The sequence below is a fragment of the Acidovorax sp. Leaf78 genome, assembly GCF_001422735.1.
Lineage (GTDB): Bacteria > Pseudomonadota > Gammaproteobacteria > Burkholderiales > Burkholderiaceae_C > Acidovorax.
The window spans coordinates 66,969-87,045 of sequence record NZ_LMLZ01000004.1 but is presented as its reverse complement, the minus strand read 5'-3'; the positions used below and the strand labels follow the sequence as shown (position 1 = coordinate 87,045).

Sequence of the window (20,077 nt, the reverse complement as noted above, 5' to 3'; positions counted from 1 at the left end):
GACCCTACAAAAGGAAACCGCCGCACGTTGCCGCGCGGCGGTGTTGTTCAGCGGCCAATTATGCCGCTTTTGGGGGGCCTTCAGGCCGCCAGTTGCGCGTGCAGTTCCTGCACCGAATACACGTCGAGCTTGTCCATGTACTTCATGCCTTCCACCGCAGCTTCGGCACCGAAGATCGTGGTGAAGGTCGTGACGCGTGCGAGCAGCGAGCTCGTGCGGATCGCACGCGAATCGGCGATCGCATTGCGGCGCTCTTCCACGGTGTTGATCACCATCACGATCTCGTTGTTCTTGATCATGTCCACGATGTGCGGGCGGCCCTCGGTGACCTTGTTGACCACCTTGACCGGCACGCCAGCCGCTTCGATCGCGGCGGCCGTGCCCTTGGTGGCCACGAGCTCGAAGCCCAAGGCCACGAGCTGGCGGGCGATGTCCACCGCGCGCGGCTTGTCGGCGTTCTTCACGGTCAGGAACACCTTGCCCGACGTGGGCAGCTTGGTGCCCGCGCCGAGCTGGCTCTTCACGAAGGCTTCGCCGAAGGTCTTGCCCACACCCATGACTTCGCCGGTGGACTTCATCTCGGGGCCGAGGATGGTGTCCACGCCCGGGAACTTCACGAAGGGGAACACGGCCTCCTTCACGCTGAAGTACGGGGGTGTCACTTCCTTGGTGATGCCCTGCGATGCCAGCGTCTGGCCGGCCATGCAGCGCGCGGCCACCTTGGCCAGCTGGATGCCGGTGGCCTTGCTCACGAAGGGCACCGTGCGCGAGGCGCGCGGGTTCACTTCCAGCACGTAGATCACGTCCTTGCCGTCCACTTCCTGGATGGCGAACTGCACGTTCATCAGGCCGACCACGCTCAGGCCTTCGGCCATGGCGGCGGTCTGGCGCTTGATCTCGTCGATGGTCGGCTGCGACAGGTAGTACGGGGGCAGCGAGCAGGCGGAGTCACCGCTGTGCACGCCCGCCTGTTCGATGTGCTCCATCACGCCACCGATGAAGGTGACGCCGGCAGAGTCGCGCACGCAGTCCACATCGCACTCGATGGCGTTGGAGAGGAAGCGGTCCAGCAGCACGGGCGAATCGTTGCTCACCTTGACGGCTTCGCGCATGTAGCGCTCCAGGTCACGCTGCTCGTGCACGATTTCCATCGCGCGGCCACCCAGCACGTAGCTGGGGCGCACCACCAGGGGGTAGCCCAGGGCGGCGGCCTTTTCCAGGGCCTCGGGTTCGGTGCGCGCAGTCGCGTTGGGCGGCTGGCGCAGGCCCAGCTCGCCCAGCAGCTTTTGAAAGCGCTCGCGGTCTTCGGCGGCATCGATCATGTCGGGGCTGGTGCCGATGATGGGCACGCCAGCGGCTTCCAGGCCGAGGGCGAGCTTCAGAGGCGTCTGGCCGCCGTACTGCACGATCACGCCGACCGGCTTTTCCTTGTCCACGATCTCCAGCACGTCCTCAAGCGTCACAGGCTCGAAGTACAGGCGGTCGGACGTGTCGTAGTCGGTGGAGACGGTCTCGGGGTTGCAGTTGACCATGATGGTCTCGTAGCCGTCCTCGCGCATCGCCAGCGCCGCGTGCACGCAGCAGTAGTCGAACTCGATGCCCTGACCGATGCGGTTCGGACCACCGCCCAGCACCATGATCTTCTTGTTGTTGGTGGGCTCCGACTCGCATTCCGCGACGCCGCCGTGCGTGGCAGCTTCGTAGGTGGAATACAGGTACGCCGTGTTGGTGGCGAACTCGGCCGCGCAGGTGTCCACGCGCTTGTACACCGGGCGCACCTTCAGCGCGTGGCGTGCTTCGCGCACGGCCTTTTCGGTGGTCTTGAGCAGCTTGGCCAGGCGGCGGTCGGAAAAACCCTTTTGCTTGAGCGTGAACAGCGTGCCCGCGTCGAGCGCAGCCAGGGCGCCCTCGCCTTTTTCTGCCACCAGCTTGTCGATGTCGAGCTCGATCTTCACGATCTGCTCGATCTGCACCAGGAACCACTTGTCGATCTTGGTGAGGTCAAACACTTCATCGACCGACAAACCCATGGCGAACGCGTCGCCCACGTACCAGATGCGCTCGGGACCGGGCTCGCCCAGTTCCTTTTCAAGCACTTCACGGTCCTGGGTCTTCTCGTTCATGCCGTCCACGCCTACTTCCAGGCCGCGCAGGGCCTTCTGGAAGGATTCCTGGAAGGTGCGGCCCATGGCCATGACCTCGCCCACGGACTTCATCTGCGTGGTCAGGCGGCTGTCGGCCGTGGGGAATTTTTCGAACGCGAAACGCGGGATCTTGGTGACCACGTAGTCGATGGAGGGCTCGAACGACGCGGGCGTGATGCCGCCCGTGATCTCGTTGCGCAGCTCATCAAGCGTGTAGCCCACGGCCAGCTTAGCAGCGACCTTGGCGATCGGGAAACCCGTGGCCTTGGAGGCCAGCGCCGAAGACCGCGAGACGCGCGGGTTCATCTCGATCACGACCATACGGCCGTCTTGCGGGTTGATCGAGAACTGCACGTTGGAGCCGCCCGTGTCCACACCGATCTCGCGCAGCACTGCCAGGGAGGCATTGCGCAGGATCTGGTATTCCTTGTCGGTCAACGTCTGCGCGGGGGCCACGGTGATCGAGTCGCCGGTGTGCACGCCCATGGGGTCGAGGTTCTCGATGGAGCAGATGATGATGCAGTTGTCCGCCTTGTCGCGGACCACTTCCATCTCGTACTCCTTCCAGCCAAGCAGCGACTCTTCGATCAGCAGCTCGTTGGTGGGCGAGGCTTCCAGGCCGCGCTTGCAGATGGTTTCGAATTCTTCGGGGTTGTAGGCAATGCCGCCGCCCGTGCCGCCCAGCGTGAAGCTGGGGCGGATCACGGTAGGAAAGCCCACGCTCTTTTGCACAGCCCAGGCTTCGTCCATGCTGTGGGCGATGCCCGAGCGCGCGGAGCCCAGACCGATCTTGGTCATGGCGTCCTTGAACTTCAGGCGGTCTTCGGCCTTGTCGATGGCTTCGGGCGTGGCGCCGATGAGCTCGACCTTGTACTTGTCGAGCACGCCGTTGTGCCACAGGTCCAGCGCGCAGTTGAGCGCAGTCTGGCCGCCCATGGTGGGCAGGATGGCGTCGGGGCGCTCCTTGGCAATGATCTTCTCGACCGTCTGCCAGGTGATGGGCTCGATGTAGGTCACGTCGGCCGTGGCCGGGTCGGTCATGATCGTTGCGGGGTTGCTGTTGATCAGGATGACCTTGTAGCCCTCTTCACGCAGGGCCTTGCAGGCCTGTACGCCGGAGTAGTCGAATTCGCAGGCCTGGCCGATGATGATTGGGCCAGCGCCGATGATGAGAATGCTTTGGATGTCTGTGCGTTTTGGCATGGTGCGTCGATCAGTCGATCGTAGGTTCGGCTGCCTGGGAGCCAGGGGTCTCTACAGAGGGTGCGGCGTCTGCCTGGGGGCGGCGGGCGGTCAGCTTGGTGAGCAGCGCCTCGGCCCGCGCAGGGGGAAGGTTCTTCTGCATCAGTTGCAGCAGGCCGTCGCCCTGGATCAGCGGGCGCAGGACTTCCTCTTCAGCGTCATAAAAGGTCACTTCCCAGTCCTTGAGCAGCTCTTCGAACTCTGCGTCGTCCAGCGTCTTGCCCTTGGCCACGAGCGTGATCAGGGGCATCGCCTTGTTTTCGACAAAGGCCTTTTTGTAGGGCTTTTGCGCCCATCGCTCGGTGAACCATTCGCGGTGGGGCGACGGCAGCGTCAGGACGCGCTTGTGGATCGCTCTTTCGAGGGTCGCGAGGGGGAAGCTGAAAAATTTCATGGCGCTGTTCCTTGATTTCAGGCCGCCTTGGCCGCGCGCATGGCGTCGGTGAAGCGGTCGAACAGGTAGGCGATGTCGTGCGGGCCGGGCGAGGCCTCGGGGTGACCCTGGAAGCAGAACGCCGGCTTGTCCTTGTGGGCCAGGCCCTGCAGCGTGCCATCGAACAAACTGACGTGCGTGGCACGCAGATTGGCCGGCAGCGACTGCATGTCCACCGCGAAACCGTGGTTCTGGCTGGTGATGCTCACGCGGCCGTTGTCCAGGTCCTTCACGGGGTGGTTGGCGCCGTGGTGGCTGTTCGTCATCTTGAAGGTCTTGGCGCCCGCGGCCAGGGCCATGATCTGGTGCCCCAGGCAGATGCCGAACGTCGGCACGCCGCTGTCGACGATGGTGCGGGTGGCGGCGATGGCGTAGTCGCAGGGCTCTGGGTCGCCAGGGCCGTTGGACAGGAATACGCCATCAGGCTTCAGGGCCAGCACATCGGCGGCAGGCGTTTGTGCCGGCACCACAGTGACCTTGCAGCCGCGCTGGGCCAGCATGCGCAGGATGTTCAGCTTCACACCGTAGTCGTAAGCCACCACGTGGAACTGGGGAGACTCCAGCTTGCCGTAACCCGTGCCCAGCACCCACTCGGTCTGCGTCCATTCGTAGGAGGCCTTGGTCGACACCACCTTGGCCAGGTCCAGCCCGGCCATGTTGGGAGCCGCCTTGGCAGCCGCCAGGGCTTCGTCGATGAGCGCCTGCGTCACCACTTGGCCCTGGGCCAGACCGACGATGGCGCCGTTTTGCGCGCCCTTGCTGCGCAGCAGGCGGGTCAGCTTGCGGGTGTCGATGTTGGCGATCGCGACCGTGTTCTCGCGCACGAGGTACTGGGACAGTGTTTCCGTCTGGCGGAAATTGCTGGCCAGCAGTGGCAGGTCTTTGATGATCAGGCCCGCGGCATAGACCTTGTCGGCTTCGACATCCTCGGTGTTGACGCCATAGTTGCCGATGTGCGGATACGTGAGTGTCACGATCTGCTGGCAGTAGCTGGGGTCGGTGAGGATTTCCTGATAACCGGTGATGGCGGTGTTGAACACCACCTCGCCGACGGTGGTGCCGGTGGCACCAATCGAATTGCCGATAAAGACCGTGCCGTCTGCGAGCGCCAGGATGGCGGGCGGGAAGTTTCCCTTGAGAGACAAAAGCACTGGGTTCTCCGGATGGTTACGGTCGCCCGGCGCCTGCAGGCCACTCGTACACGCAAACGTACGCAGTGCTGGTGGCTGCTCTCAGATAGATTTTTGCTTTGGGTGCGATCGGGCGACGCTGTTGCGAGAAAAGCTCCCGATTATACCCTTCGGGCTCCTCTCAGCGGCAAATGCAGACCTTGCATAACCTTGTTACGCAAGGCAAGGCACAGCGCGCAACGTGCGTACCACCCGCATCGATGGCCGCAACTACGGCCTGCTGCGCAAAGCAGACCGATGCTCATGTCGGGGGTGAGCAGCAGGTGGCGTAACTGCCCGGCAAGCGCGACGGCGTGATGCGGGGCTTCCACGAAGACAAGACCAGGGCCTTCAAACTGGCGAACCTGCAGGCGTGCAGGAAAAACTGGCCGCTTGACCGCATCAAGCGCAGGGCCGGCGCACAGGCTGATCTGGCCAAAATGGACCAGGATGTCAGCGCCGCCTGCGACACCCCAGTGAAGACCTGGGTGGACTGGGCATCGATCCGACTGAAACCCCTGTTCCGCAGCCCCCTGCGGTCAAGACCAAGACTGCCAGCCCGGGTCAGGTGCAATGCAAATTCGCGTCAGCCCTGAAGATTCGCGTCGAAGGTCAACAGGTCGTGTTCACCACCGAAAAAGACGCGCCCAACCAAGCTGACTTTGTGCGCCAGCTCCTGCGCAACCAGCAGTAAGCAAGTCGGCCCGCTTCGCTTTTGGGCGGGCTTTCACGGCACCTTGCCAACCCACTCGCGAAGCCCCCCCGAGCTCAACGCCTTCAGCGCGCAGCACCGCTCGCATGCAGGCAAATGGCGGCAGCGGCCGCTACGTTCAGCGACTCCTCGCCGCCAGGCTGCGCAATGCGGATGAGCAGCGCAGAGCGCTCTTCCAGCACCGGCGACACGCCCTGCCCTTCGTGCCCCATCACCCAGGCACAGGGCCAGGGCAATGCGGCGCGGTGCAGCCAGTCGCCTGCGTGGGAGCTGGTGACGAGCAGGGGCACCTGCAGCGCCTGCAGTTCGGCATGTTCCACACCTTCGATCAGGTCGAGCGCAAAGTGCGCCCCCATGCCGGCACGCAGCACTTTGGGAGACCACAGCGCCGCACTGCCTTTGACGGCCACCACCTGACGGAATCCGAACGCCGAGGCGCTGCGCAGGATGGAGCCCACATTGCCTGCGTCCTGCACGCGGTCCAGCACCACGGTGGCGGCGTCGGGGCGCAAAGCCGCGGGCGGGGCCAGGTCGAGGAGGAAGCCCATGCGCGCAGGCGACTCCAGCCCGCTGATCTCGGCAAACAGTGCATCCGAGAGCACTATGATTTTAGGAGCTGCTTGCGCCCACTCCACCTGCGCCAGCGGCCAAAAAGACTCTGCAAACACTGCCACCGCTGGGCGCTTGTGCCGCTCCAGCGCGGCGCGGCAAAGATGGTCGCCCTCCAGCCACACCCTGCCCTGCTTGCGATAGGCCGTGCTGTCCTGCGCCAGGCGGCGCAGGTCCTTGACGAAAGCGTTGTCGCGGGAATGGATGGGGGTGACGGAAGGTGATGTCATCGACGCGGTCGGGCTGGCCAATTACACGAACAGGCTTTGGGCCACCGGGGCGAACGAGCGCCGGTGGTGAATGCAGGCGCCGTGCTCGCGCAGCGCGGCCATGTGCACAGCCGTGCCGTAGCCCTTGTGGCCGGCAAAGCCGTAGTGGGGAAAGTCCTGGTCGATCTGTGCGCACCAGCGGTCCCTGTGCACCTTGGCCAGGATGGAGGCGGCCGAGATGGCCTGCACCAGCGCATCGCCCTTGACGATCGCCTCGGCAGGCACGTCCAGCAGGGGCAGGCGGTTACCGTCCACCAGCACCCGCACGGGCTTGAGGCGCAGGCCGATCACGGCACGGCGCATCGCGAGCATAGTGGCTTGCAGGATGTTCAGGCTGTCGATCTCTTCGACAGTGGCTTCGGCGATGGAGCAGCACAGGGCCTTGGCGCGGATCTCGTCATAGAGCTTCTCACGCCGGGCTGCGGTCAGGGTCTTGGAGTCGGCCAGGCCCGCGATGGGATGCAGGTCGTCCAGGATGACCGCAGCGGCCACCACCGGGCCGGCCAGCGGCCCGCGGCCCGCCTCATCCACCCCGGCCAGCAGTCCGGGAGGGTGCCATTGCAGGCTGGCTTGCTCAGGCTGTGCGAGCGAGGATTTTCTGGATCGCATCGGCTGCCAGTTGGGGTGTGTTGCGTTGAAGGCTTTCGTGCAGCGCGGTAAAGCGCTGCTCCAGCGCGCTGATACGGGATGGATTGTGCCTGCGTGCGTCCAGCCAATCCAGTGTGGCGGCGCACAGTGCCTCGGGCGTGGCGGCGTCCTGGATCAACTCGGGCACCACGAATTCACCGCACAGGATGTTCGGCAACCCCACCCACGGCTGCAACTGCTTGCGGCGCATGAGCCACCAGCTCAGGGGCTGCATGTGGTACGCGATGACCATCGGCCGCTTGAACAGCGCTGCCTCGAGCGTGGCGGTGCCGCTGGCGATCAACGTGGTGTCGCAGGCGGCCAGCACGGCATGCGACTGGCCCGCCACGATCTGTACTGCATCCTGCAAGCCGCATTCCCGCGCAACCTGCGCAATGCGGCTTTGCAGCGCGGGGACTGCAGGCACTATCAATTTAGTAGCTGGTCGCGCTTGATGGATCAGCGCTGCAGCCTCGAAGAATGGTTTGGCGATGTACTGGATCTCGGACGACCGGCTGCCCGGCAGGATGGCCACGACCTCGTCCGCATCCTGCAAGCCCAACTGCGCCCTGGCGGCAGAGCGGTCGGGCACCATCGGAATCACACCAGCGAGCGGGTGGCCGACGTAGGTCGCCTCGATGCCGTGCCGGGCGAGCAGTTCGGGCTCGAACGGAAAGATGCACAGCACATGGTCCGCGCTGCGGCGGATCTTCTCGACGCGGTCTGCGCGCCATGCCCAGATCGAGGGGCAGACGAAGTGCACCGTCTTGATGCCCGCTGCCCGCAGGTCGGCCTCGAGGCCCAGGTTGAAATCAGGGGCGTCCACGCCAATGAACACGTCGGGTCGGTTCTTCAACAGGTCGCTCCGCAGCGACTTGCGGATGGACAGCAACTCACGCAGGCGGCGCAGCACCTCCATGCTGTAGCCGTGCACGGCCAGCTTCTCGCTGGGCCAACGGGCATCAAAGCCGCGGCGCGCCATCTGCGGCCCGCCGATGCCGAAGGACTGCAGCGCAGGCCAATGCGACTGCATGCCATCGAGCAGGAGCCCTGCCAGCAGATCGCCCGATGTTTCGCCCGCCACCATGGCGACGCGGGGGGATGCGTTCATGCTGGCGATCAGCGGGCAATGCCGCGTGTGGAATGGTCCAGAAAGCCGAGCACCATCGCCACATCAGCCGCCGCTTCGGGGTGTGCTACCGGCAAATCGGCAATGGCGGTGCGGGCCGCCGCAAGGGTCAGACCCTGGCGGTACAGCAGCCGGTGCGCCTGCTTGATCACCGCGATGCGCTCTGCCGAAAAACCACGGCGGCGCAGGCCCTCCACATTGAGGCCACGCACCGACAGGGGGTTGCCATCCACCATCATGAACGGTGGCACGTCCTGTGACACCGCACTGGCAAAACCAACCATCGCGTGCGCACCCACCTTGACGAACTGGTGGATGCCCGTGAGGCCACCCACAGTGACCCAATCACCCAGCTCGACGTGGCCGCCCAGCGTGGTGTTGTTGGCCAGCGTGGTGTTGTTGCCCACCACGCAATCGTGTGCCACGTGGGTGTACGCCATGATCCAGTTGTCATCGCCGATGCGAGTGACGGCCTTGTCCTGCACCGTGCCGATGTGCAGCGTGCAAAACTCACGGATGGTGTTGCGGTCGCCGATGACCAACTCGCAGGGCTCACCCTTGTACTTCTTGTCTTGATTGGCCGCACCGACCGAAGCAAACTGAAAAATGCGGTTGTCCTGCCCGATGGTTGTGTGGCCTTCGACCACACAGTGAGGACCGATGACCGTGCCTGGGCCAATCTTCACGTGCGGACCAATGACCGCGTACGGCCCCACCGTGATGGACGGGTCGAGGCTCGCGCCGTCTGCCACGAGGGCAGTGGGATGGATATTGCTCACGGTCTACAGGTCAAGTCAAAGCGGTGTCAGCGGCCATCAGCCTACGCTGCGCATGGTGCACATGAGTTCGGCTTCGCAGGCCACCTCGTCGCCCACGCTCGCCACGCCCTTGAACTTCCAGATGCCGCCGCGCACGCGGTCTATGGTGATGGTCAGGATCAACTGGTCACCCGGCTCCACGGGGCGCTTGAAACGCGCACCGTCGATGCCGACGAAGTAATAGATGTTGTTCTCATCGGGCACCTTGCCCATGGCATCGAAAGCCAGCAGCCCGGCCGCCTGGGCCAGGGCTTCGAGGATCAGCACGCCGGGCATCACGGGACGCCCTGGAAAATGCCCGCCGAAGTAAGGCTCGTTGAACGTGACGTTCTTGATCGCCTTGATGCGGGTGTTGCTCTCAAGCTCGATCACCTTGTCTACCAGCAAGAAAGGGTAGCGGTGGGGCAGTTGCTTGAGAATTGCGTGGATATCCATCATCGAGTTCTTCTTCCGTTCATGCTGCTTTCAGTGCCTGCTCCAGCGCTTTGATGCGCTCGCGCAAGCTGTGCAATTGTTTGAGTGTCGCAGCGTTCTTTTCCCAGCGCGCATTGTCGTCGATGGGAAACATGCCCGTGTACTGCCCTGGCCGGGTGATGGATCGCGTGACCACGGTGGCCGCCGAGATGTGCACGTTGTCGGCCAGCTCCAGATGCCCCAGCACGATGGCGCCTCCGCCCACGGTGCAATGCGCACCGATGGTCGCACTGCCGGCCACACCCACGCAACCGGCCATGGCCGAGTGCTTGCCAATGCGCACGTTGTGCCCCACCTGAATCAGGTTGTCGAGCTTCACGCCGTCTTCGATGACGGTGTCCTGCAGTGCACCGCGGTCGATGCAGGTGTTGGCCCCGATCTCGACATCGTCGCCGATGCGGACGGCGCCGAGCTGCTCGATCTTGACCCACTGCCCCTTCTCGGGGGCGAACCCGAAACCGTCGGCACCGATGACCACGCCGGCATGCACGATGCAGCGCTCGCCGATGTGGCAATCTTCACCGACCGTGACGCGCGACTTGAGCACGGTGCCAGCACCGATGCGAGCCCCGCGTTCGACCACGCACAGCGGGCCGATGGTGGCCGTGGCGTGTACCTGGGCAGTCGGGTCCACCACCGCGCTGGCATGCACCGAGCCCTGCACGGCAGCAGGTGCCAGATGCTGGCGCCAGAGCTGGGTAGCCCTTGCAAAATAGACGTAGGGGTTGTCCGCAACAATGCACGGGCCACGCGCCAACGCCACCTCGCGCATGGCGGGCGCCACAATGACACAGGCCGCCCGGGAGGCGGCCAGTTGCTGTTGGTAGCGTGGGTTGCTCAGAAAACTGAGGTCCCCCGGGCCCGCAACCTCCAGTGGCGCGATGCGGGAAATGGTGGTGTCAGCCACCGCCCCTCCCTCCAGCGAGCCACCGAGCGCATCAACAATGTGCCCGAGAAGCAAGCTCACGCGCCACCTGTCCTGCGCTGCGGCTTACTTGGCGCCGGCAGCGGCATTCAGTGCCTTGATCACCTTGTCGGTGATGTCGTGCTTGGGGTTGATGTAGACGGCCTCTTGCAGGATCACGTCGTACTTTTCAGCTTCTGCGACCTGCTTGACCACCTTGTTGGCACGCTCGAGAACCTGGGAGAGTTCTTCGTTCTTGCGGGCGCTCAGGTCTTCCTGGAATTCACGGCGCTTGCGTTGGAAGTCACGGTCCTGGTCCACCAGCTGGCGCTGGCGCGTGGTGCGCTGGCTCTCGGCCATGGTGGGCGCTTCACGCTCGAACTTTTCGCTGGCGGTCTTCAGGGTGTTGCCCAGATCTACCAGTTCTTTTTCACGGCGGGCGAATTCCTGCTCGAGCTTGGCCTGGGCAGCCTTGGCCGTGGTGGCCTCACGGAAGATGCGGTCGGTATTGACAAAACCGGCGCGGAAGGACTCTTGCGCTTGCACAGGGGCTGCGGCGGCGACTGCGCCGAGCAGCAGGGCCAAGGAGATATGGCGAGAAAAGGATTTCATTAGAAAGACGTTCCAATCTGGAATTGCAGTTTCTGGATTCTATCGCCAGCGAACTTGCGCACCGGTTGCGCAAACGCCAGACGCAGCGGGCCGAGTGGGGAAATCCAGCTCAGACCCAGCCCCACGGAGGCACGCATGTCACTGAAGGTGACCTTGTCGTTCTCTCCGTACACGTTACCCACGTCAAAGAAGGTAAACACGCGCAGGGTCCGGTCGTTCCCAGCGCCAGGGAACGGAGCGATCAGCTCCGCATTGAGAGTGACTTTCTTCGGCCCGCCCAGAGACGCGCCGGTCACATCACGCGGCCCCAGCGTGCCCTGGTCGAAACCGCGCACCGAGCCCAGACCGCCCGAATAGAAGTTCTTGAACACGGGGAACGGACGGCCGTTCATGCCCTTGCCGATACCCGCCTCGCCGTTGAACGCGAGCGTGAAGCGCTTGTTCAGCGGAACATAGTGCTGGTACTGGTAATTGGCGCGCACGTAGCGGGCGTCGCCGGCCACGGACCACTCCGAATTGAGGCGCTGGTAGCGGCCAGAGTTGGGTGCGAGCGCGCTGTCACGCTCGTCACGCGACCAGCCGATAGTCAGCGGAATCGACGTGCTGCTGTAGCCGAACTGGTCGGCATAGGCCAGGTACGTGGCAGGGATGTTGGTGCCCGGCTTGATCTTGGTCTGCTCCAGGCCGCCACCGAAGAACACGGTGTCGGTCTCGCTGAAAGGCACGCCGAAACGCACCGAACTCCCGGTGGTCACCAACTGATAGTTGCCGCCCTGGTCTTCGTACGGCTTGTCCGTGCGGTAGTACAGGTCCAGCGTGCGCGAGATGCCTTCCTTCGTGAAGTACGGGTCGGTGGTGCTGAACACCAGCGTGCGGCGGTACTTGCTGGTGTTCACATCGATGCCCAGGTAGTTGCCCGAGCCGAAGATGTTTTCCTGCTTGATGCCGAACGACAGCGACACCTTTTCGGCACTGGAGAAGCCCACGCCCATCTGCAGCGAGCCCGTGGGCTTTTCAGCCACGTTGATCACCAGGTCCACCTGGTCTGGCGAGCCCGGGACTTCCTGGGTCTCGACGTTCACTTCCGTGAAGAAGCCCAGGCGGTCCACGCGGTCGCGCGACAGGCGGATCTTCTCGCCGTCGTACCACGAGGCTTCGTACTGGCGGAACTCACGGCGGATGACTTCGTCGCGCGTGCGGTTGTTGCCGCTGACGTTGATGCGGCGCACATAAGCGCGGCGCGATGGCTCGGCCTGCAGCACGAAGGCGACGCGGTTGTTCTCGCGGTCGATTTCCGGCACGGCCTCGACGCGGGCAAAGGCAAAGCCGAAGCGCGCGAAATACTCCGAGAAAGCCTTGGTGGTTTCGGTGATCTGGTCCGCGTTGTAGGGCTCGCCGGCACGGATGGTGACAAGCGATTTGAACTCGTCATCGCGGTCGAGGTAGTTGCCTTCGAGCTTCACGCCGGAGACGACATAGCGCTCGCCTTCCGTCACGTTGACGATGATGGAGATGTCCTGCTTGTCCGGCGAGATGGCGACCTGCGTGGAATCCACGCGGAATTCGAGGTAGCCGCGCTGCAGGTAGTACGAGCGCAGCGTCTCCAGGTCGGCATTGAGCTTGGCGCGCGAGTAGCGGTCGGACTTGGTGTACCAGCTGAGCCAGCCACCCGTGTCCTGATCGAACAGGCCCTTGAGCGTGGATTCGCTGAATGCCTTGTTGCCGACGATGCGCACTTCCTTGATCTTGGCGGGCTCGCCCTCGGTCACCGTGAACGTGAGGTTGACGCGGTTGCGCTCGATGGGCGTCACCGTGGTCACCACGTCAGCGCCGTAGAGACTCTTGTTGATGTACTGGCGCTTGAGCTCCTGCTCGGCGCGGTCGGTCAGCGCCTTGTCGTAGGGGCGGCCTTCGGTCAGGCCCACATCGCGCATGGCTTTTTTGAGCGTGTCCTTGTCGAACTCGCGTGTGCCGGCAAAGTCGACGTCCGCCACCGTAGGGCGCTCTTCCACCACTACCACCAGCACATTGCCGCTGGCTTCCAGGCGTACATCCTTGAAAAGGCCCAGGCCGAACAGCGAACGAATGGCGGCTGCACCCTTCTCGTCGCTGTAGTCGTCGCCCACACGCAGGGGCATGGATGCGAACACGGTGCCAGGCTCCACGCGCTGCAGACCCTCGACGCGGATGTCCTGCACCTTGAAGGGCTCCAATGCCCATGCCGCATTGGCAGCGAAAATCATGGCTGCAACGGCCGATGCAGTACGCACGCCCAGGCGATTGATGTGTTTTTTCATGAATGAAGCTGGAGCCGCAGTTGCGTTGCAAGTGCGGCAAAAGTTAGCCAAAAAGCCGGGTGACGTCGTTGAACAAGGCTATGGACATCATGACAAGCAACACTGCAACGCCTCCGCGCTGCAGGCGTTCCATCCATGCGTCCGACACTCCCTTGCCCGTAACACCCTCCCAAAGATAATACATCAGGTGCCCACCGTCCAAAACTGGCAGCGGCAGCAGGTTCAGCACGCCCAGGCTGACGCTGATGAGCGCCAGGAAGACCAGGTACTGCGTAAGGCCCAGGCTGGCAGAGCGGCCGGCATAGTCTGCAATGGTGAGTGGCCCGCTCAGGTTCTTGAGCGACGCCTCGCCGATCACCATCCGGCCCATCATGCGCAGCGTGAGGATGGACACGTCCCAGGTCTTGACCACGCCACTCCACGCACCCTCCAGCACACCGTACTGCACCGTCACGAATTCCGGCGCCGCCCCCACATAGGCGCCGATGCGGCCCACGGTGGTGCCCGATTCGGACTTGGCCTCCGGCGCTACGTCCAGGTTCAGCACCTGGCCAGAGCGATCAATGCGCCAAGGCTGGGTGACAGGCTGCGTACCGTTCACCGACTGGCGGATCAGCTCACGCAGTTGCTGGCCGTCCACCACATCGGTGGCGCCCACTTTCAGGATCACGTCGCCCTGGCGCAATCCGGCGCGTGCGGCGGCTCCATCGGCCATCACGTCACCCAGAACCGGCCGTGTCCAGGGCCCCAGAATGCCGATCTTGCGGAATAGCTGTGCGTCAGCCTCGCGGGTGTCGATTTTGGACATGTCGAGCCGGATTTCGCGGTGCGCCGCGCCCGACTGGGGCTGGACATCCAGGCGCACGGTGTCGCCCTCCAGAGCGCCGCGCGTCAGCAGCCAGCGCAGTTCTTCGAACGAGCGCACAGGTTCCAGGTCGTCGGTGCCGAGCGCAGCTTGCGCTACCAGTTCACCGCCACGCAGGCCTGCGCTGTGGGCCACCGAGCCCACCACAGGGCTGGCCAGCACCGCCTTGGGCTCCTGCACGCCGTTCCAGTTCACGATGGCGTAGAGCAGCATCGCCAGCAGCAGATTGGCAGTGGGCCCTGCCGCCACGATGGCGGCACGCGAGCGCAGCGGCTGCGTGTTGAAGGCCAGATGCCGCTCTTCGGGCGCGACCGGCGCCTCCCGCTCGTCGAGCATCTTGACGTAGCCGCCCAATGGGAAGGCTCCGAGCACGAATTCCGTGGGCGACCCCTTGGGCTGCCAGCGCAGGAGCGGGTGGCCGAACCCCACGGAGAACCGCAGTACCTTCACGCCGCATGCCACCGCCACGCGGTAGTGCCCGTACTCGTGCACGGCAATCAGAATGCCCAGGGCGACGATGAAGGCAACGATGGTGAGCAGCATGGTGGGGTTTCCGTAAATCTCTGGGGAGGCGCTCAGGCCGCCATGCGGACTGCCGCATGTTCGGCAGCATGGCGAGCCTGGGCGTCCAGGTCCAGCAGCGCAGCCAGTGAATCTGGCTTGGAGGGCGACACCGCATCCAAAGTTGCAAGATTTACCGCGTGGATACGATCAAACCGCAGCCGCCCCTGCAGAAATGCCCCTACAGCGACCTCGTTGGCGGCATTGAGGACGGCTGTGGTCCCTTCTGCGGCCTTGAGCGCCTGCCAGGACAGGTGCAAACCGGGGAAGCGGATGGCGTCGGCATCCTCGAAGGCCAGCGCAGACAGCGTGGAAAAATCGAGCCGGCTCGCTCCGCTGGCAATGCGCTCGGGCCAGGCCAGGCCGCAGGCGATGGGTACGCGCATGTCGGGCGTGCCCAGCTGGGCCAGGATCGATGCATCCTTGAACTGCACCATCGAATGAATGATCTGCTGCGGATGGATCACCACCTTGATCTGGTCCGGGTGCAGGTCGAACAACCAGCGCGCCTCGATCACTTCGAGCGCCTTGTTCATCATGGTGGCGGAGTCCACCGAAATCTTGCGCCCCATCGAGAAATTGGGGTGCGCGCAGGCCTGGGCCGGCGTGATCTCTGACAGCGTGGCGGGGTCGCGTTGGCGGAAGGGCCCGCCTGATGCAGTCAGCAGGATGCTGTCCACCCGGTCTGGCCAGGTGGCGGGGTCTTCTGGCAGGCACTGGAAGATGGCCGAATGCTCGCTGTCGATCGGCAGCAGCGTGGCCCCGCCCTGCTTCACGGTCTGCATGAACAACCCGCCGCCGACCACCAAGGCCTCCTTGTTGGCCAGCAGCAGGCGCTTGCCAGCGCGGGCCGCCGCGAGGCACGGCGACAAACCTGCAGCGCCCACGATCGCCGCCATGACGGCGTCCACCTCAGGATGTGACGCTATCGTTTCAAGAGCATCTGCCGCTTGCAGGACCTGCGTGGGGAGGCCATTGGCCTTCAATTTATCGGCCAGCTCCCGCGCATGCGGCTCGCTGGCCATCACGGCGAAGCGGGGCTTGAACTGCGCGCACTGCGCCAGCATCAGCTCGACCTGCGTGGCTGCGCTCAGGGCAAATACTTCGAAGCGGTCCGGGTGGCGGGCCACCACATCGAGCGTGCTGGTACCGATGGAGCCTGTGGAGCCCAGGACCGTGAGTCGTTGTTTCATCATCAAATAGTGGCCGTCAGGCTCGTGAGCATCATGGCCAGCGGCAAGGTGGGCAGCAAGGCATCCACACGGTCGAGCACGCCGCCGTGTCCTGGCAGCAGGTTGCTGCTGTCCTTCACACCGGCGCTGCGCTTGATCAGCGATTCGACCAGATCACCCGAGACACTCATGGCGACCATGAACAGTGCCGCGATCACCAGCATCCACCAGCCTTGTTGTGCCATGCGGCTGTAGAAACTCGGCACCGCCGCTTGCCAGTGGGCATCGGCCGCCACCCAGATGAAGGCCATGACCACCACGCCGGCCAGCCCGCCCCACACGCCTTCCCAGCTCTTGCCGGGGCTGATCGACGGAGCGAGCTTGCCCTTGCTGAAACGCAAACCGAACGCGCGGCCGGCAAAGTAGGCAAAGATGTCGGCAACCCACACCAGCAGCAGCACCGACAGTAAAAAGTTGATGCCCACGTTGCGCGCCTGCACCACCGCAAGCCAGGCCAGCCACAGCGCCAGCACCCCAGCGACCAGACGCACCGCGGACGGAATGCGAGCCCAGCCCGGCACGCCCTCCTTGAGCAGCCATGCGGTCGAGAGCACCCACAGCCCGCCGCCCACTACCCACAGTCCCGTGAGCGGACGATCCACCCAGCCGAGCGCCCACGAGCCGGCGCACAGGGCCACGCATGCAGCACCCACGGCCACCGACCCTGCCTGGCCAAAACCGCTCAGGCGGCCCCATTCCCAAGCACCAGCGGCCATCAGCACCAGCACCACGACGGTGAACGGCACGGTGGACGAATAAAAAAGAGCCGGCAACAAGATGGCCAGCAGGACCAGGGCTGTGATGACACGCTGTTTGAGCATGGGACCTTTCAGAACCCGTTCAGGTTCTCAACCGGGCATCGACTGGGGATGCGCGGACAGGATCTGTTCGGAGGTTTTACCAAAACGGCGCTCGCGGCCACTGTAGGCTGCAATCGCCTCATCCAGCGCCGACTCGTCGAAATCCGGCCACAGCCGGTCACTGAAGATGAACTCGGAGTATGCGGCCTGCCACAGCAGAAAATTGCTGATCCGCATTTCACCCCCGGTGCGGATCACGAGATCGGGGTCTGGCACGTGGGCGAGGCCCATCGCACCCTGCAGACTGGCTTCGGTGATGGGCTCTCCACGCGCGGCCAAAGACGCCGCCGCCTGCGCGATGTCCCAGCGCCCGCCATAGTTGAAGCAGACGTTCAGAATGAGGCGGTCGTTGCCAGCAGTGGCGGCCTCTGCCTGGGCCAGGCCAGCCTGCACCTTGGGCGACAGGCCGGCGCGGTCGCCCACGAAGTACAAGCGCACGCCGTCCTTCTTCAGCTCGGGCACCTCGCGCGCCAGCGCCATGGCCAGCAGCTCCATGAGGCCGGACACCTCATCGGCCGGGCGATTCCAGTTTTCGGAAGAAAAAGCGAAGACGGTCAGCACCGCAACGCCGCGCTGCGCGCAGGCGCGCGCACAGCGGCGCAGCGAATCAACCCCTTGCTTGTGGCCTGCCAGGCGCGGCAGAAAGCGGCGCTTGGCCCAGCGGCCGTTGCCATCCATGACGATGGCGATGTGGTGAGGCACCACCGGAGATTCAGACATGCAAAACGTTCAGAGAACCCTGGTAACGGGAACTCAGACCGCCATGATTTCCTGTTCCTTGGCCGCCACCAGTGCATCGACTTCGGCGATGTGGCGGTCGGTGAACTTCTGCACGTCGGTTTCGGCGCGCTTTTGGTCATCTTCGGACGCCAGCTTGTCCTTGACCAGCTTCTTGACCGATTCGTTGGCATCGCGGCGCAGGTTGCGCACGGCGATCTTGGCGCTCTCGCCCTCGTTGCGGGCCAGCTTGGTCATTTCCTTGCGGCGCTCTTCGCTCATGGGCGGCATCGGCACGCGGATCAGGTCACCCATGGACGCAGGGTTCAGACCCAGGTCGCTTTCGCGGATGGCCTTTTCGATCTTGGCACCCATGCCCTTTTCCCAGGGCTGAACGCTGATGGTGCGCGAGTCGATCAAGGAGACGTTGGCCACCTGGCTCAGCGGCACGAAAGAGCCGTAGTACTCCACCTGGACCGAGTCGAGCAATGCAGGATTGGCACGGCCGGTGCGGATCTTCTGCAGGTTGTTCTTGAACGCCGTGATGGACTGGTCCATCTTGGTTTCTGCATTTTTCTTGATATCGGCAATCGTCATGTTGTTCTCCTCTAGCCAGTCACCGGCAATGCACAGCGCGGCGGCAAATCATCAAGCGTAAACCAGCGTACCTTCGTCTTCACCCATCACCACGCGCTTCAAGGCGCCGTGCTTGATGATGGAGAACACACGCACCGGCAGCTTCTGGTCGCGGCACAGCGCAAACGCCGTGGCATCCATGATGCCCAGGTTGCGGGACATGGCCTCATCGAAGCTGAGCTTCGTATAGCGCGTGGCGGTGGGGTCCTTCTGGGGGTCGGCAGTATAAACGCCGTCCACCTTGGTGGCCTTGAGCACCAGCTCGGCACCGATCTCGGCACCGCGCAGGGCCGCAGCCGTGTCGGTGGTGAAGAAGGGGTTGCCGGTGCCGGCGGCAAAGACGACGACCTTGCCTTCTTCGAGGTACTGCAGCGCCTTGGGGCGCACATAGGGCTCGACCACCTGTTCGATGGCAATGGCGGACATCACGCGGGCCACCAGGCCCTGCTTGTCCATCGCGTCGGCCAGGGCCAGTGCGTTCATCACCGTGGCCAGCATGCCCATGTAATCGGCCGTGGCCCGGTCCATACCGACCGAGCCGCCCGCCACACCGCGGAAAATATTGCCCCCACCGATCACCACGGCCACCTGGACGCCCAGGCGGGTCACTTCGGCAATCTCTTCCACCATGCGAATGATAGTGGCGCGGTTGATGCCAAAGGAGTCATCACCCATCAGCGCCTCACCAGACAGCTTGAGCAGGATGCGCTTGTGGGCTGGTGCGGCGTTGGACATGTGTGTTTTCTCCAGTGGCAATACGTACGGCAATGAGTGTGGGGGCAGGGCTTGGGTACAGCCGATCAGGCTGCAGCGGCCTTGGCAGCAGCGACCTGTGCGGCCACTTCGGCGGCGAAGTCGTCGACCTTCTTCTCGATGCCTTCACCCACGACGTAGAGCGTGAAGCCCTTCACGTTGGTGTTGGCAGCCTTGAGCATCTGGGCCACGGTCTGCTTGCCATCGGCGGCCTTCACGAAGACCTGGTCAGCCAGCGAGACTTCCTTGAGGTACTTCTGCACGGCGCCGTCGATGCGCTTGGCAGTGATTTCGGCGCTTTGCGCGGGCTTGCCGGCAGCGACCAGCTCCTTGTTGGCTTCGTCGGCCTTGCCTTCAGCGACCGAGCGCTCCTTGGCGATCAGGTCGGCAGGCACGTCGGCGCTGGTCAGGGACACAGGCTTCATGGCAGCCACGTGCATGGCAACGTCCTTGGCGGCAGCAGCGTCGCCGTCGAACTCCACCACCACACCGATGCGCGAGCCGTGCAGGTAGGCCGCCAGGTTGGAGCCGCTGAAGCGCTTGAAGCGGCGGAACGACATGTTCTCGCCGATCTTGCCGATCAGGCCCTTGCGTACGTCTTCGAGCGTGGGGCCGAAGCTGTCTTGCTCGTAGGGCAGCGCGCCCAGGGCTTCGATGTCGGCAGGGTTGTGCTCGGCCACCAGCTTGGCAGCGGCGCTGGCCATGGCCAGGAAGCTGTCGTTCTTCGACACGAAGTCGGTTTCGCTGTTGACTTCGACCAGCGCACCCACGTCGCCGTTGATGAAGCTGGCGACCACGCCTTCGGCGGTGACGCGCGAAGCGGCCTTGCCAGCCTTGGTGCCCAGCTTGACGCGCAGCAGCTCTTCAGCCTTGACCAGGTCGCCTTCGGCTTCCGTCAGGGCCTTCTTGCATTCCATCATGGGAGCGTCGGTCTTGGCGCGCAGTTCGGCGACCATGCTTGCGGTAATTGCAGCCATCTTTATTCCTTCAGTGTTCAGTTCAATCGATTGATCG

The 20,077-nt window shown here is 64.0% G+C and carries 18 protein-coding genes; all 18 read right to left on the bottom strand.

All coding sequences use genetic code 11. The features are described 5' to 3' along the window. Positions 1-80 precede the first annotated feature (80 nt). The gene (carB, locus tag ASF16_RS04990) at positions 81-3,347 is read right to left on the bottom strand and encodes a carbamoyl-phosphate synthase large subunit (protein WP_056163653.1); all 3,267 of its coding nucleotides are present in this window, start codon (positions 3,345-3,347) and stop codon (positions 81-83) included. Between the two features lie 10 nt (positions 3,348-3,357). Then, on the bottom strand, positions 3,358-3,780 hold the full coding sequence (locus tag ASF16_RS04985; RefSeq protein ID WP_056163650.1) for a hypothetical protein: 423 nt from the start codon (positions 3,778-3,780) through the stop codon (positions 3,358-3,360). Between the two features lie 17 nt (positions 3,781-3,797). Further along, the gene (gene carA / locus ASF16_RS04980) at positions 3,798-4,970 is read right to left on the bottom strand and encodes a glutamine-hydrolyzing carbamoyl-phosphate synthase small subunit (protein WP_056163647.1); all 1,173 of its coding nucleotides are present in this window, start codon (positions 4,968-4,970) and stop codon (positions 3,798-3,800) included. A 795-nt stretch (positions 4,971-5,765) separates the two neighbouring features. After that, positions 5,766-6,539, bottom strand: a complete 774-nt coding sequence (locus tag ASF16_RS04975) for an RNA methyltransferase (RefSeq protein ID WP_056163643.1) — start codon at positions 6,537-6,539, stop codon at positions 5,766-5,768. Positions 6,540-6,560: 21 nt separating this feature from the next. Continuing rightward, complete coding sequence (gene rnhB, locus ASF16_RS04970; protein WP_056163640.1) at positions 6,561-7,187, bottom strand: ribonuclease HII; 627 nt, start codon at positions 7,185-7,187, stop codon at positions 6,561-6,563. Then, a complete protein-coding gene (gene lpxB / locus ASF16_RS04965) occupies positions 7,153-8,316 on the bottom strand; it encodes a lipid-A-disaccharide synthase (RefSeq protein WP_056163638.1) in 1,164 nt (387 codons plus the stop codon). The genes rnhB and lpxB overlap by 35 nt, the downstream gene beginning before the upstream one ends. Positions 8,317-8,324: 8 nt before the next feature. Further along, positions 8,325-9,113 (bottom strand): acyl-ACP--UDP-N-acetylglucosamine O-acyltransferase, encoded by a 789-nt coding sequence (lpxA, locus tag ASF16_RS04960; protein ID WP_056163635.1) that lies wholly within the window; start codon positions 9,111-9,113, stop codon positions 8,325-8,327. A 36-nt stretch (positions 9,114-9,149) separates the two neighbouring features. Then, positions 9,150-9,590, bottom strand: coding sequence for a 3-hydroxyacyl-ACP dehydratase FabZ (gene fabZ / locus ASF16_RS04955; protein ID WP_056163632.1), 441 nt, complete (start codon positions 9,588-9,590; stop codon positions 9,150-9,152). Positions 9,591-9,606: 16 nt separating this feature from the next. Further along, positions 9,607-10,593 carry a UDP-3-O-(3-hydroxymyristoyl)glucosamine N-acyltransferase gene (gene lpxD / locus ASF16_RS04950; protein ID WP_056163630.1) on the bottom strand — a complete coding sequence of 329 codons (987 nt, stop codon included), beginning with the start codon at positions 10,591-10,593 and terminating at the stop codon, positions 9,607-9,609. Positions 10,594-10,617: 24 nt separating this feature from the next. Further along, positions 10,618-11,142, bottom strand: a complete 525-nt coding sequence (locus tag ASF16_RS04945; RefSeq protein WP_056163627.1) for an OmpH family outer membrane protein — start codon at positions 11,140-11,142, stop codon at positions 10,618-10,620. Continuing rightward, on the bottom strand, positions 11,142-13,439 hold the full coding sequence (bamA, locus tag ASF16_RS04940) for an outer membrane protein assembly factor BamA (RefSeq protein ID WP_056163623.1): 2,298 nt from the start codon (positions 13,437-13,439) through the stop codon (positions 11,142-11,144). Before bamA ends, ASF16_RS04945 begins: the two co-directional genes overlap by 1 nt. Positions 13,440-13,482: 43 nt before the next feature. Next, a complete protein-coding gene (gene rseP, locus ASF16_RS04935; protein WP_056163620.1) occupies positions 13,483-14,847 on the bottom strand; it encodes an RIP metalloprotease RseP in 1,365 nt (454 codons plus the stop codon). Positions 14,848-14,879: 32 nt separating this feature from the next. Then, the gene (ispC, locus tag ASF16_RS04930; RefSeq protein ID WP_056163617.1) at positions 14,880-16,058 is read right to left on the bottom strand and encodes a 1-deoxy-D-xylulose-5-phosphate reductoisomerase; all 1,179 of its coding nucleotides are present in this window, start codon (positions 16,056-16,058) and stop codon (positions 14,880-14,882) included. A 2-nt stretch (positions 16,059-16,060) separates the two neighbouring features. Further along, positions 16,061-16,918, bottom strand: a complete 858-nt coding sequence (locus ASF16_RS04925) for a phosphatidate cytidylyltransferase (RefSeq protein WP_056163615.1) — start codon at positions 16,916-16,918, stop codon at positions 16,061-16,063. A 27-nt stretch (positions 16,919-16,945) separates the two neighbouring features. Beyond that, positions 16,946-17,677, bottom strand: coding sequence for a polyprenyl diphosphate synthase (gene uppS / locus ASF16_RS04920; protein ID WP_056163612.1), 732 nt, complete (start codon positions 17,675-17,677; stop codon positions 16,946-16,948). Between the two features lie 33 nt (positions 17,678-17,710). Continuing rightward, positions 17,711-18,271, bottom strand: a complete 561-nt coding sequence (gene frr / locus ASF16_RS04915; RefSeq protein ID WP_056163609.1) for a ribosome recycling factor — start codon at positions 18,269-18,271, stop codon at positions 17,711-17,713. 51 nt (positions 18,272-18,322) lie between these two features. Then, positions 18,323-19,045, bottom strand: coding sequence for a UMP kinase (pyrH, locus tag ASF16_RS04910; protein ID WP_056163606.1), 723 nt, complete (start codon positions 19,043-19,045; stop codon positions 18,323-18,325). Positions 19,046-19,110: 65 nt separating this feature from the next. Beyond that, the gene (gene tsf / locus ASF16_RS04905; protein WP_056163602.1) at positions 19,111-20,040 is read right to left on the bottom strand and encodes a translation elongation factor Ts; all 930 of its coding nucleotides are present in this window, start codon (positions 20,038-20,040) and stop codon (positions 19,111-19,113) included. Positions 20,041-20,077: the final 37 nt, after the last annotated feature.